General features: G+C 48.0%; 11 protein-coding genes. 2 read left to right on the forward strand and 9 right to left on the reverse strand.

Going from position 1 to position 13,246, the window contains the following annotated elements; genetic code table 11:
* Positions 1-205 precede the first annotated feature (205 nt).
* The 5 genes from ACV3PA_RS12830 to acnA form a co-directional block, all read right to left on the reverse strand.
* Positions 206-643 (reverse strand): acyl-CoA thioesterase, encoded by a 438-nt coding sequence (locus tag ACV3PA_RS12830; protein ID WP_053452991.1) that lies wholly within the window; start codon positions 641-643, stop codon positions 206-208.
* A 12-nt stretch (positions 644-655) separates the two neighbouring features.
* Positions 656-2,899, reverse strand: a complete 2,244-nt coding sequence (locus ACV3PA_RS12835; protein WP_456125017.1) for an AAA family ATPase — start codon at positions 2,897-2,899, stop codon at positions 656-658.
* A gap of 76 nt (positions 2,900-2,975) precedes the next feature.
* Positions 2,976-3,683, reverse strand: a complete 708-nt coding sequence (locus ACV3PA_RS12840) for a hypothetical protein (RefSeq protein ID WP_023467799.1) — start codon at positions 3,681-3,683, stop codon at positions 2,976-2,978.
* A gap of 184 nt (positions 3,684-3,867) precedes the next feature.
* The gene (locus ACV3PA_RS12845; protein ID WP_053452989.1) at positions 3,868-4,338 is read right to left on the reverse strand and encodes a DUF3939 domain-containing protein; all 471 of its coding nucleotides are present in this window, start codon (positions 4,336-4,338) and stop codon (positions 3,868-3,870) included.
* Between the two features lie 55 nt (positions 4,339-4,393).
* Complete coding sequence (gene acnA / locus ACV3PA_RS12850) at positions 4,394-7,120, reverse strand: aconitate hydratase AcnA (protein ID WP_456125018.1); 2,727 nt, start codon at positions 7,118-7,120, stop codon at positions 4,394-4,396.
* Positions 7,121-7,377: 257 nt separating this feature from the next.
* On the opposite strand from acnA, the gene ACV3PA_RS12855 reads away from it, so the two are divergent.
* Positions 7,378-7,872: a hypothetical protein gene (locus ACV3PA_RS12855; protein ID WP_053452988.1), complete on the forward strand. Its 495-nt coding sequence runs from the start codon at positions 7,378-7,380 to the stop codon at positions 7,870-7,872.
* 94 nt (positions 7,873-7,966) lie between these two features.
* On the opposite strand, the gene ACV3PA_RS12860 is transcribed toward ACV3PA_RS12855, so the two are convergent.
* Genes ACV3PA_RS12860 through ACV3PA_RS12870 form a run of 3 tightly spaced genes read right to left on the reverse strand, consistent with a single transcriptional unit; the run spans position 7,967 to position 10,638 of the window.
* Positions 7,967-8,575, reverse strand: coding sequence for a hypothetical protein (locus tag ACV3PA_RS12860; protein ID WP_456125019.1), 609 nt, complete (start codon positions 8,573-8,575; stop codon positions 7,967-7,969).
* A gap of 26 nt (positions 8,576-8,601) precedes the next feature.
* Positions 8,602-9,786, reverse strand: coding sequence for an RtcB family protein (locus ACV3PA_RS12865; RefSeq protein ID WP_456125020.1), 1,185 nt, complete (start codon positions 9,784-9,786; stop codon positions 8,602-8,604).
* 30 nt (positions 9,787-9,816) lie between these two features.
* Positions 9,817-10,638 carry a LysR family transcriptional regulator gene (locus ACV3PA_RS12870; protein WP_053452985.1) on the reverse strand — a complete coding sequence of 274 codons (822 nt, stop codon included), beginning with the start codon at positions 10,636-10,638 and terminating at the stop codon, positions 9,817-9,819.
* Between the two features lie 107 nt (positions 10,639-10,745).
* Here ACV3PA_RS12870 and ACV3PA_RS12875 point away from each other — a divergent pair, with 107 nt between their 5' ends.
* Complete coding sequence (locus ACV3PA_RS12875; protein WP_456125021.1) at positions 10,746-11,984, forward strand: purine/pyrimidine permease; 1,239 nt, start codon at positions 10,746-10,748, stop codon at positions 11,982-11,984.
* Between the two features lie 97 nt (positions 11,985-12,081).
* On the opposite strand, the gene ACV3PA_RS12880 is transcribed toward ACV3PA_RS12875, so the two are convergent.
* Positions 12,082-13,170 carry an MBL fold metallo-hydrolase gene (locus ACV3PA_RS12880; RefSeq protein ID WP_053452983.1) on the reverse strand — a complete coding sequence of 363 codons (1,089 nt, stop codon included), beginning with the start codon at positions 13,168-13,170 and terminating at the stop codon, positions 12,082-12,084.
* Positions 13,171-13,246 lie beyond the last annotated feature (76 nt).

Genomic DNA, 13,246 nt, shown 5'->3' on the forward strand with positions numbered 1-13,246 from the left:
TATGTTACCGCTAATCGCTGTATCCGTCGACCCTTCTTCAGACGAATGGATTAGACCACATCCTACTCTAGCTACTTCATTTTCGCAAATGATATTCGATTTGTCATCGGTCCTTAGTACCAAGTACTAAAAATTATCGATTGACCTCATAATAAGATGAAAAAGCGGAACCGATTCAACAAATCGATCCCGCTTGTATTGTATCTCACGCCTCCGTCAACAGGGCTGCATCCGTTTCGCTCATCTTCTCATAGATGTCGTGCCAGTTCGGGAACACCTTCGGCAAACGAATCGGACGGAAGTTTTCCTTTTTGACGACGACATGTGTCGTCTTCGCAGATACCGCAAGCTTCCCGTCCGGATGCTTGACGGTATACCCATAAATCGTCCGCAGTCCATCGTAATGATCAATCCAGACCGTGACGACTGCCGTATCACCGTACGTCAACGAACGTTTATAATCGAGATTGACATTCGTAACCGGAGAGACATATCCCGCATCTTCCATTTCCTTATAGTCAAGACCCAAGGATTGGATCAATTCTGTCCGTGCCAGTTCCAAATAGACGAGATAGTTCGAATGATAGACGATGCCCATCATGTCCGTCTCGGCGTATCGGACAGGTATTTCAATCGTGTGCATGTAGCTTCCCCCTTAAAAATCCTCTTTTTCAAGATAGGACCATTCTGAACCCGATAAGCTAACTTTGTCAATTAATCGCATCGATTGCTTCGCAATCGCCTGTTCGACAATCGTGATCGCCGCTCGTGCGTTTCCGTTCGGAACGACATCAATCTTCTCAGTAAGCGTCAATCGTGCGTCCTCCGTTAGCTCATACCCAAACCGTGCAGCATATCCTTCGATGATTTGAATCAACTCTTCTGGCGTATAATTCGGGAAGTGAAATGAACGCTTAAAGCGTGATTTCAATCCTGGATTACTAGCAAGCAACGCGTTCATCTGTTGCTCGTAACCGGCAAGAACGACGACGAGATTATCTTGATGTTTCGTCATCTCGTCAACGAGCGTATCGATCGCTTCCTTTCCGAAGTCATTCGCTCCCCCATTTAACGCATATGCCTCGTCGATGAATAAAACACCACCAAGCGCGTCTCGGATCGCATCGCGCGTTTTTTGCGCCGTTTGTCCGACGTAACCAGAGACGAGATCCGCACGACTGACGACTTTTAAATGTCCGCGTTTCAAATAACCGCATTGTCGTAAGACATCAGCATAGAGCTGGGCGACGGTCGTCTTACCTGTCCCGCTATTGCCGCTAAAGACCGCGTGCAATTCGACTGGCAACACTTTATAGCCCGCTTCACGACGGCGTTTTTGCATCGATAACAACGCTTCAATTTGCTTCAGTTCATCTTTAAGATCAGACAATCCGACGAGCGAAGCAATCCGTTCCTCAACTGTAGCATCCGGTTCCTGCACCATCTCAAAATCCGTTTGTTCGAGTAAGGCAAAATCCTCGTGACTCGCACTTTCTCCAAGGCTCGCCCCTTTTTTGAAGATGGCATCAAGCACGATGTTTCGGACGGCCCGACCGTTTCCGAAGCTCGCGTCAACACGTTCTCGCTCTAGGCGACCGAGTAATGCTCGTTCTGCTTGTTCCGTCAAGACGTAATCGTTCGCTGTCGCGATCGACCGTCCGATCGCAAGCAGTTCCTGATCCGTATAGTCGGCGAGCAAATAATGATTCGATTCCGGGAAACGACTCCGAAGTCCCGGGTTCGCCTTGAGAAAATCGCGCATCTCTTCCGGATAACCGGCAAGAACGACTGCAAACCGTCCTGCATACTCACCACTCGTCATTGCGGCGACGAGCGTATCAATGGCTGCTTGTCCATAATCGTTCCCACTTTGCCCGGCCCGTTTTAAGGCGTAGGCCTCATCAATGAAGAGCACACCTCCTACGGCTTCACGGACCTTACTCATGACTTGTTCTTCCGTTTGACCGACGAACGCGCCGACGAGCGATGAACGATCTGTCTCAACGACTTCCGGTCGTTCAAGAAGTCCGAGTTCGTGGTAAATTTTCGCCATCAAGCGAGCAAGTGTCGTCTTCCCAGTTCCGGGATTGCCCATGAAAATCATGTGTAAAGATGGCTGGTCGCTCGAACGATAGCCATCTTCCGATCGTTTTTGTTGATACTTCAAGAACCGATACATATGGTGAACGCGTTGTTTGATGTCTTCAAGACCAATCATCGCGTCGAGTTCCTCGAGTGCCGATCGTTCGACTTGTTTACTTTCAACGGGTAACAAGGCAACGACACGCTTGAGATCCTGGATTGTCGTCGCCTTCAGTTCCGTCATCTCACGGAACGCTTCTCGGGAATAGAAACGTTCTTGTAAGCTATCGACGAACGTTTGCGCGGTCTGTTCAAGCGTCGCACTCGAACGAAGTAATGCTGTTCCAGCGTCAAACAGTTCCGTCCAGCGTTCAGCATCTAAGCGACGCAGTCGTTCTGTCAGTTCGACGATTTGATCCGTCTCCTCGACGATTTGGCTGGCTTGGAGGATCAGTTCCTTCGTCGCCGATCGTTTTGCGTTCGCATTATCCGTCTCGCGAATCGTCGGGAACGTATGCGCGACGAGACGTTGATACGTACTTTGTAATTGTTGTTCCGTTAATAACTGTTCGAGACGTGCTGGCAAGCGATCGTGCTGACGAATCTCTTGCATCCAGCTTTCAGCAAGTGCATCGAGTCGTCCTGTCATGATGTAACGATGCTCGACGAGTAACGCTAATATTCGGACGAGTGCTTCCGTTTCGCCAAGTAGCCGACTACTTTGGGCATATCGTAACGCTAGCACCTCCTCGACTTTTGCGCCCTCTTCCCACGCCTTGATTTGATTGAACATCTCCTCTTTCGAGAATGCTTCCATGTTGAACCTCCTGCGTCTCGAAAAAACCGACTTTGTCCGCTACCGTTTCGTAGCGTCATCGCCGGTCGTTTCTTGATTATTTTGCTTTTAACCAATCCGGATCGAACGTATCGATCGTTTCAAAACTCTTCATTTTGACAGAGTAGAACAACTTACCGTTATTCCGTGATTCCGCACCGAGTACTTTCGAACGGTCGGATGCTACATAATACGTCGCTTGTTCTTGATTGTTTTCTTTATCGAAAATTGATGGATATTGTTTGATCCAGTCTTCCGGTACTGTACTCGATGGTTCTTTTTTCACATACACGTCTGCTGCCATTCCGGCAATGTCCGCTTCCCCTTCGACTTGTCCAAAGTCACCTTTGTTGATGAAGGCGAGGATTTGTTCATTGAACCCACGTGAGAGGAATGGGCGTGGCGCACTGACACTTTTGCCCGCTTTCGTCTCATTGACTAATTTGCCTGTCGCATCATACTCACGGAACATCGTCCCGTTCCAGATCGCAAGCGACCCTTTTGACGGACCGTCTACGACTTCTGTCCGGAAGTGTCCTTTGTCATTAAAGACAACTTCATACGTCCGAGATTCAAGTTCATCCTTTTTCGTCGCGAGTTTCTTCTCAACATATTGAATGCGTGTCATCGTATAGAACGGTTTGACTGTTGCGGCCTTTTCATCGCTTGCAGTCTGCGTCTTATTCAAGAGATAAAAATTGTAGGCAAGGAGGATCGCCATTGCCACGATTGCTACTGCAATCCACGTGCTCGTTCGTTTCGTCATGCCATGTACACCTTCCTAGCTCAAGTCTCTATTCCCTATCATCGTATCGGTTTTAAGGGGGAAATACAAAGGGTTTGTCCAAGATTTCACGATTTCTGAGTAAATTCGTCAGACTTTTGAACAAATGAAAAGATCGTCGTGACGACAAAAAAAGACGAACCGATTGGATTCGGTCCGTCTGCTATCATGGTCGTGGTGCTTTAGGTGTCAGTGAGACGATCAGTGAATCATCGACTAAGTAATAACTATGATGTGGCATTTCGCGTAAATAGCCTTCTTGAAAAAGTTTGGCACAATCGACTTGCATCGTCTTTGTATGTGCTTTGAGCGGCAACTTTTTGACATGGTGCAAGTACTGATCGACAGCGATCTGGACATGATCCATTTCATAAACCAGTTCTCGGTCCTTTGCCTCCATAATGGCAAACGTCTCACGTGACATATAAAACTCTTGTGTCGAGCGTGCTTTCAACTGATGTTCCAGTTGGGTCAAATCGATTCGCTGTTCTGCATCTAGGAGAACCGTCCGATTCGTTCCTTTTGGTAGTTCGGATTCAAAGGCATGGGTTGCTCGTTTGACTTCTTCAAGCGTCACGTCACGCATCGGTAAAAGATTTTCACTCTTCGGTTGGAACCACTTCTTGAATCGATTCATCGTATTCTCCTCTCGTCAAAAAAGGTGGGGTTTCCCCCACCTTTGATTCATCATCTTATGCTTGTTGGAGACGCTCACGAAGGACCATTGGTAAGATCCCGCCGTGACGGTAGTAATCGATGTCGACTTCTGAATCAAAACGAGCGATTGCTTCGAATTCAGTGACTTTTCCGTCTGCCGCAGTTGCTGTGACTTTGACGATGTCACGTGGACGAACAGACTCATCGATTGCGATACTGATTGCTTCTTCACCTGTTAGACCAAGTGTTTCAGCTGTCGTGCCTGCCACGTATTGAAGTGGAAGAACACCCATCATGACGAGGTTTGAACGGTGAATCCGCTCGAAGCTCTCCGCGATGACGGCTTTAACGCCGAGTAAGTTCGTTCCTTTTGCTGCCCAGTCACGTGAAGAACCCATCCCGTAATCTTTACCAGCGAGGATGACGAGACCTGTGCCATCTTCTTTGTACTTCATCGCAGCATCGTACATCGCCATCGTTTCGCCTGTTGGCCAGTACGTCGTGAAGCCACCTTCAGTACCTGGTGCTACTTGGTTACGGATTCGGATGTTCGCGAACGTTCCGCGCATCATGATTTCGTGGTTACCACGACGTGAGCCGTATGAGTTGAAGTCTTTTGGTGCAACCCCTTTGTTGACGAGATATTGACCGGCTGGCGTCGTTTTCGAGAATGAACCAGCTGGTGAGATATGGTCAGTCGTGACCGAATCAGCGAACTTACCGAAGACACGGAGTCCGTTGAGTGCTTCGACTTGACCCGCTTCCTTCGCGAGGTTCTCGAAGAACGGTGGGTTTTGGATGTATGTCGACTCACCGTCGAAGTCATACTGATCGCCTGTTGGCACGTCAAGGTTGTTCCAGCGTTCGTTTCCTGTGAAGACTGAATCGTATTCTGCACGGAAGCTTTCTGGTGTGACGACTGTGTTGATGATCGTTTGGATCTCATCACGCGAAGGCCAGATGTCAGCGAAGAAGACTTCTTGTCCGTCTTTGCCTGTTCCGAGTGATGCGTTCATGATATCGACGTCGACCGTTCCTGCAAGCGCATAAGCGACGACGAGTGGCGGTGAAGCCAAGTAGTTCGCTTTGACGAGCGGGTGTACACGACCTTCAAAATTACGGTTTCCTGAGAGGACAGACGAAACGAGTAAGTCTGAACCGAGGATCGCGTCTTCGACTGCGCGGTCGAGTGGACCAGAGTTCCCGATACATGTCGTACAGCCGTAACCGACCGTGTTGAAGCCGAGTTCGTCAAGGTACGTTTGGAGTCCTGATTTCTCGAGGTAATCCGTAACGACTTTCGATCCTGGCGCAAGTGATGTCTTGACGTATTTCGGAACTGAAAGACCGAGTTCGATCGCTTTTTTCGCGACGAGTCCCGCACCGATCATGACATATGGATTTGATGTGTTCGTACAGCTCGTGATCGCAGCGATTGCAACGTCACCTGTACGCATTTCAACTGCTTCGTCTTCGAACTGAACGACAGCGACTTTGTTCGCTTCTTCTTCCGCTAATCCGAATCCAGCGTTTCCTTGTGGAGCCGTCAACGCTTTTTTGAATGATGTATGCACATCCGTCAAATCGATCCGGTCTTGTGGACGTTTTGGTCCAGCAAGGGCAGGAACGATTGTTGAAAGATCAAGTTCGACTGTTTTCGTGAATGTTGGATCTTCGTTTTGTGGCGTGTAGAACAAACCGTTTGCTTTCGAGTAGTTCTCGACTTTTTCGATCAATTCTTCATCGCGACCTGTCAAACGAAGGTACGTCAATGTTTCTGTATCAACTGGGAAGAATCCACATGTTGCACCGTATTCTGGCGCCATGTTTGCGATTGTTGCCCGGTCAGATAGTGACATCAAATGGAGTGATGGACCGAAGAACTCGACGAATTTACCGACGACGTTCTCTTGACGGAGCATTTCTGTCACGCGAAGGGCGACGTCTGTTGCTGTCGTTCCTGGGTGCATCTCACCTGTGATGCGTACACCGATGACTTCAGGTACTGGGAAGAATGACGGCTGTCCGAGCATGCCCGCTTCCGCTTCGATCCCACCGACACCCCAACCGAGGACGCCGAGACCGTTGATCATCGTCGTATGTGAATCCGTTCCGACGAGTGTGTCTGGATACACATCAACTGTACCGTCTGCTGTTTCCTTTTCAAGGACGACAGATGCCAAGTACTCGAGGTTAACTTGGTGGACGATTCCTGTTGCAGGTGGTACGGCACGGTAGTTATCGAATGCCGAAGTCGCCCAGCGAAGTAATTTGTAACGCTCTTCGTTACGCTCAAATTCGAGATCTATGTTTTCTGCAAGTGCACCAGCAAAACCGTATGCATCGACTTGAACCGAGTGGTCAACGACGAGGTCGACTGGTACTTCTGGGTTGATGACCGATGGGTCTCCACCGAGATCTTGCATGGCTTTACGAAGTGATGCGAGGTCAACGACCGTTGGAACACCTGTGAAGTCTTGCAGGATAACGCGTGACGGTTTGAACGGAACATCGACATCGTTCGAAACTTGAGCTGTTCCCCATTTCGCCAAGTTCTCGACGTGTTCACGTGTAATCGAACGACCATCTTGTTGACGAAGTACTGACTCGAGTAGGACACGAATCGAATATGGAAGACGTTTGACTTCCGTCAATCCGAGTTCTTCCAATTTTTCAAGACTGTAGTACTGATAATTCTTACCGTTTGCTTCAAACGAACGGCGTGCGCCAAAGACATCTTGCGACACATCTGTTTGCTTCATGGTGATTCCCCCTTTAAGTGTTCACGACATCAAGCCCCTGATACCGCTTACTTGTACAGTTCTATCATAGTATAATATGGATTCGGTTACAATTTGAAAGAACAAAAGACTTTCGATAAGTTTTACTTATTGCCAATATTAGAAAATTATTCTGTTGTGCAGATTTTCTCATATTTACAGTCAGGCGTTTCCATTTAGAATGTTCAGGGTACTTAAAAAGTGTAGTACGATATCCGATTCTTGTGGAGGCGTTTATTATGGCGAAATATAAAAGCGATGCAACGCACGTCATTACGACAATCATTTTTAGCGATTTAGAACAAGCAAAAACTGGCTTTGCAATGATTAAAGACCTTGAGGCAATCAAGGAAATCGAAATGGATCAGATGGTTCTTGCGAAACGGGACGAAGCGGAAGGATTCTCTTTCATCGATGCAATCGACTTCACGCAACAAGATCAATCCTTTAAAGGTTCTCTTATCGGTATGGCGATTGGTGTCGTCGGTGGTCCGTTCGGTATGCTCGTCGGTTCTGTCGCTGGCTATTTGATTGGTGCGAATCGAGATGAGAAGAACGAACGGGAATCGTTTGATTTGTTCAATCGAACGCTGAATCAGATCAATCCCGACCATTACGGTGTTATCCTCATCAGTGAAGTTAATGAAGATTCGGAAGCTGTCAATGCCATTGCCGCTGAACTCGGCGCGACGATTCGCCGGTCAGGTGAGACGTTGCCGGATGGTGCCGTCTAATCAAAGTAGATTTATCAGCTTCGCGTTCTCGTTCTATACGAGAACGTTTTTTTGTGCCATTAAATACTCTAAGATCAAAACGTCCTCAGAAGTATTAGTGATGATAGTTCTCTAATTCATCAATCATCTGTTGAGCTACTCGTTGCGTCGTATCAGGATCGACTTTATTTAAAGAATGTTGTTGTACGGTTATGATGATGTTCTTAAAGCTGATCATGATGAGATCGGATCGATTTGACAGCTCTTGATTGAGTTCCTTATTTTCGTCATTTGATTGATACTGAAGCATATCATTTCCTATGTATTGATCTGTATAAGCGAAGTGAACCGATACTTGTGTGTCTTGGTTCTTGTTTTCAAAATAAAGTGACTCTTGTGTTGATCCACTGTCGATTGTTCCATCAACAGTTAACCAGCGTCTCTTACCGAAACTTAATGCTCGATCTACAACCGTGAAATCGTCTCCTACCGTGCTCGCTTTCAACTGGAAATGATTTATCTTTACGTGCTGATTCATGTGTTCAAACAATTTTTCATACTGCTCATGCGTCAACACTTGATGTCGCTTCTCGTCTATCTTTTGACTCGTATGAGTAGCTGTTTTGATCTCTGCTTTCGACTTTGTCGTGGCTGCCTCATCTGTGCACCCAGCGAATAAAATCACACTCGAAACCAGAATCAACATTCTTCCTCTCCGTTTCATTGAACATCCTCCTATGACGAACTACTTCACTTCGCCTTAAAATTGTATAGTGGTTTAATGATGTCGACAACGTCGACTGTCTCTTTCGTGTTGCGAATGATTTCGTCCATCGGTTTGTAGACGAACGGTGATTCGTCACGTGTCGATGCAACGACAGAACTCGACCAGACATCGGTCATTGTCTTTTCGAACGCCTCTAGTTCAACCGTTTTAAATGCTTTTGATCGCGACATGATACGCCCTGCACCGTGTGGCGCGGAGTAGTTCCAATCGGGATTTCCTTTTCCGACGACGATCAAGGAGCCATCGCGCATGTTCATCGGAATGATTGCCCGCTCGCCTACTTTCGCAGAGATGGCACCTTTTCGTAGAATCATCGCCTCGAGATCGATATAGTTGTGGATCGTATCGAACTGATCTGCTACCGTCCATCCCATCGCTTCGAAAATGACCTCGGTCATCGCTTGTCGATTTAGTGCCGCGTAGCGTTGCGCAATCTGTAAATCATGTAAATAACGTTCCATCGCTTCGCCGGAAACAGATGCTAAGTCTTTATTAAACGAAGCTCGTTGTTCCTTCAGTTGTTGTAAAATCTCCTGAATATCTGACTCGAGCCCCTGTTGCTTTAATTCCGCGATCACTTGGTCCGCGTCAAACTGGAAACGCGTCGTTTCCGCTTCTGCTTGATAATGTTCAGCAATTGTCTTACCAAGATTGCGACTGCCAGAATGAATCACGAGATACAATTGCCCTGCTGCATCCTGATTCAGTTCAATGAAGTGATTCCCTCCACCGAGCGTACCGATCGATAATCGTGCGCGTGTCTCGTTGAACGGAGCAAGTACTTCATTAAACAGTACCTGTTCAGACAATGGATGGGCTTGCTGCCGCACTGACATGCCACTTGGAACAAGACGCTGAATCGTTGCATCCAGTTTCGCATAGTCGATCGGTCCCTGTTCAACGAGTCGTGTACATAACATGCCACAACCAATGTCGACACCGACGAGGTTCGGTACGACCTCGTCCGTCACATGCATCGTCGTTCCGATGACGGATCCTTTTCCAGCGTGACAATCCGGCATGATCCGGACATGACTGTCTGTCGCGAATTGTTCGTTTAACATGGTGGAGACTTGCTTAATCGTCAGATCGTCAACGTTATCTGTGAAGATTTTGGCTTCTCCGTAAGTACCTTGAATTGTTTTCATGTGATTTATCCTTTCTTTCCTATCCATTGATCATTCTGCTGTTTCTTGCATGATTTCAATGAATTGTTTCGTCAGTGTCGTCGGTCCCGTCTCCGTTAACCAGACGAAAGCCGTCGTACTTGATGCACCTGACAGGTATGTCTGGTGTAGTCCTGTCATATCTAGTTCCCGCAATGTACTTTCCGGTAAGACGGTTACAGCTTGTCCACTGCGTACGAGTCCGATCAGCGTCAAAACGTCGGAACATGTCTCTTGCGACACGACGCCTAACCGTTGACTTAATGTCTGAAAGACACCGAGCCCTTCTTGACTTGGAATGATGATATCTGCGGTCGGATGATCAGGGTGCCACACTTGATGAAATGGTTCTTCCTCCATCCATTCGATCGAGATCCCTTGCGCATCAATCGGGAGACGAACAAATGCTGCATCAAGTGACCGCTCCTTCAACCGTTCGATGAGTGCACTGGATTCTCCTTGGTGAACTTGTAAGATGATACCGGGATGTCGCCGCTTCATCAGTTCAATCCATTCGACTAAACGACTAGCTGATAACGTGTTAACACCAATCCGCAAAATTCCTGTCCGCCCGGCTTCAATGTCACTCACCTCCATCCGTGTCTCCTGCTCAAACTGTAGCAAGGAGACCGCCCGCTCATACAAACGACTGCCGCTTGGTGTAATCCGGATCCCGCGCCCTGCTCGTTCGACGAGGCGAACCCCGAGCTCTTCTTCCATTCGTCGAATCTGCTGGGTTAAGGCAGGTTGTGCCATCCGTAAGCGCTCTGCTGCTCGCGTAACGGACTGTTCCTCAAAGACCGCACAAAAATAGCGATACTGCCGTAAATCCATATTCATCATCTCTTTCATATGTTTTCGTGTATAAAGATATATGAATCATAACATCAATCATATGCTATGATGCAGGAATATCTGAAGTTAACGAAAGGAGCTTTTTCATGAAACAAACGACTTCTACCTTCCAGTGGATCGTCTTTTTACTCGCGAACACGATTGCGTTACCAATCGTCGTCGCCAGTCTGTTCGACCTCTCCTCAGTCGAAACAGCTGCCCTTGTACAACGGTCGTTCTTTGTAGGCGGGATTGCCTGTTTCCTACATGGCGCTTTCGGCCACCGGCTTCCGATCGTATCGGGACCTGCCGGATCATGGGTCAGTATTTTCGTCGTCATCGCCGCCTTACCGGTCGATTCAAAAACAGCCTTTACGATTGCAATGGCAGCTGTCGTCATTGCTGGTGTTGTCCTCATCATCCTTGGTTTAACAGGATGGACGAAATACTTATTACCTGTCTTCACACCGCTCGTCAGCGGAACATTTTTGCTCTTATTATGTATTCAATTAACAGGTGTCATGCTCGGTGCCGTACTTGCTGTTGAAGCAACACGTCTCGCCGGGATCATCACGTTCTTGCTCGTTCTCGGACTCAGCCAATTTGGTCCGAGTCGCTTGCGCCCATTTGCCTTAATGATCGGAATTCTCGTCGGTTGGCTCGTTAGCCGTCCATCGCTTCCTGCGTCGTCTAATTTATTCGCACCACCACAAGCGTTACCATTCGGGTGGCCGCAGTTTGACGGCAGTGCATTTCTTGTCGCGATTCCGTTCGCGATCTTACTCGTTGTCAACTTGATTGCTGCCTTAAGTGCCGTCGAAGCGACGCTTCAAAAACAAGGACGCTTGCACCAAGGGTTATCGATCGAAGGTGTCATTCACCTACTTGCTGCTACGTTCTCGACGCTCGTACCGGTTCCTTTACCGATCACGAGTGGATTCATCGCGCAAACCGGTAGCCGGAAACGTCGTCCGTTCTTGATTGCCTCACTCGTCATCGCGCTGATCGGTTTCTTCCCAAGCTTGATCGGGATCATTGCGACATTACCACGTAGCGTCGCGAGTGCCGCGTTGCTTGCGACATTGCCGCACATGTTCCTGATTGCCTGGCAGTCAGCGGAAAGTAACATGGAAAATAGTCGACGCCGTCACGCGTTTGCGATCAGTTCCGTCATCGGCATCAGTATCTTGTTACAATCAACCGTCATCGCAGAAGTCCTGCCGTTGACGCTTCGTCCGTTCCTCAGTAATGGACTACTCGTCGGAACAATGCTTGTGCTCGGTTTCGAAATCATCGAAAAAGTGCGTTCCCGTCGCGCAAAACAAGCGGATCGATTAGCGAGCTAATCATTTGAATTAAATTGAACTAAAAAATAGCCTTTCCGGAGCATGTCGGAAAGGCTATTTTTATATCCTCATCTTCAATTAAAAACAAAAAACTCCCTCAACGCACCTCGCGCCACCATTTCCGTGTCGTGCTCCCTGGTGTCACACTCTCCCCAATCATCGGTGTCAAAACAGGAATCTCATCGCGTTTTGCTTCTTTCAATAACCGTTCGACCGGTTCGAACCAAGCGTGAAACGCGAGGATAAAAGCGGACCAGTGAATCGGCATCAAGACCCGTCCTTTGACATCGCGGTGCGCTTGAACCGTTTGTTCCGGTAACATATGCGAATTCGACCACCGAACATCATACTGACCACATTCCATCATCGTCAGATCAAACGGACCATATTGTTCACCAATCGCTTTGAAGTGCGGACCGTATCCGCTGTCGCCACTAAAGAAGACTTTTTGTGAACCTTCGATGACCCATGACGCCCAAAGTGTTGAAAACTGATCGAGACCATTTCGACCGGAATAATGACGTGACGGAGCTGCCGTCAGTGTAATACCGCCAACTTGCGTCGACTCATGCCAGTCGAGTTCCGTGATCCGATCTGCTGATACGCCCCATCCACGCAGACGACTACCAACACCGAGCGGCACGATGAAGCGACCGACTCGATTTTTCAAGGCGAGGAGCGACGGATAGTCAAGATGATCATAATGATCATGTGAATAGACGACAACATCGATCAATGGAAGACGTTCGAGGTCAACCGTTTGCGTCGTTTGAAAACGTCCCCCACCTAGTTTTGGGAATGGTGACGGGGCGCGACCGAGCATCGGGTCAAAGAAAATCGTTTGCCCGTCAAGTTCGAGTAAAAACGCTGAATGTCCAAACCATGTGACACGTGGTGCTTCGCTATCGTCTTGCCGTCGTTGATACGGAAGCGTTGGCAATGCTTTGACAGGACGTAGATTCGGAATGTTTCTTCCGTAGTCCTTTAAAATACTTTTCATCGATTCCCATTCCATCTTCAACTGGAAATCCGTCTCATTTTTGAATTTCCCGTCGATAAAACGATCTGACCGTTCAAAACTACGTCGATCCGCTCGGCTTGGGCGTTTACCGAACACAGGGTACCGGTTGATGAACCACGCACTTGCAAGACCGATTCCTGCTAAAGCTGTCACTACTTTTTTCATGTCTTATCACCTCTTCGATGCTCTCAGTATAGCACCTCGATTCCTCACACATCTCGCCCTACGACTCAAGGTGCGA

This window comes from Exiguobacterium sp. EA-TM-5 (genome assembly GCF_053878415.1).

Coding starts and splice junctions, on each gene's coding strand:
- ACV3PA_RS12830 (WP_053452991.1), bottom strand. CDS start 643: ATGCACACGATTGAAATACCTGTCCGATACGCCGAGACGGACATGATG.
- ACV3PA_RS12835 (WP_456125017.1), bottom strand. CDS start 2,899: ATGGAAGCATTCTCGAAAGAGGAGATGTTCAATCAAATCAAGGCGTGG.
- ACV3PA_RS12840 (WP_023467799.1), bottom strand. CDS start 3,683: ATGACGAAACGAACGAGCACGTGGATTGCAGTAGCAATCGTGGCAATG.
- ACV3PA_RS12845 (WP_053452989.1), bottom strand. CDS start 4,338: ATGAATCGATTCAAGAAGTGGTTCCAACCGAAGAGTGAAAATCTTTTA.
- acnA (WP_456125018.1), bottom strand. CDS start 7,120: ATGAAGCAAACAGATGTGTCGCAAGATGTCTTTGGCGCACGCCGTTCG.
- ACV3PA_RS12855 (WP_053452988.1), top strand. CDS start 7,378: ATGGCGAAATATAAAAGCGATGCAACGCACGTCATTACGACAATCATT.
- ACV3PA_RS12860 (WP_456125019.1), bottom strand. CDS start 8,575: ATGAAACGGAGAGGAAGAATGTTGATTCTGGTTTCGAGTGTGATTTTA.
- ACV3PA_RS12865 (WP_456125020.1), bottom strand. CDS start 9,786: ATGAAAACAATTCAAGGTACTTACGGAGAAGCCAAAATCTTCACAGAT.
- ACV3PA_RS12870 (WP_053452985.1), bottom strand. CDS start 10,638: ATGGATTTACGGCAGTATCGCTATTTTTGTGCGGTCTTTGAGGAACAG.
- ACV3PA_RS12875 (WP_456125021.1), top strand. CDS start 10,746: ATGAAACAAACGACTTCTACCTTCCAGTGGATCGTCTTTTTACTCGCG.
- ACV3PA_RS12880 (WP_053452983.1), bottom strand. CDS start 13,170: ATGAAAAAAGTAGTGACAGCTTTAGCAGGAATCGGTCTTGCAAGTGCG.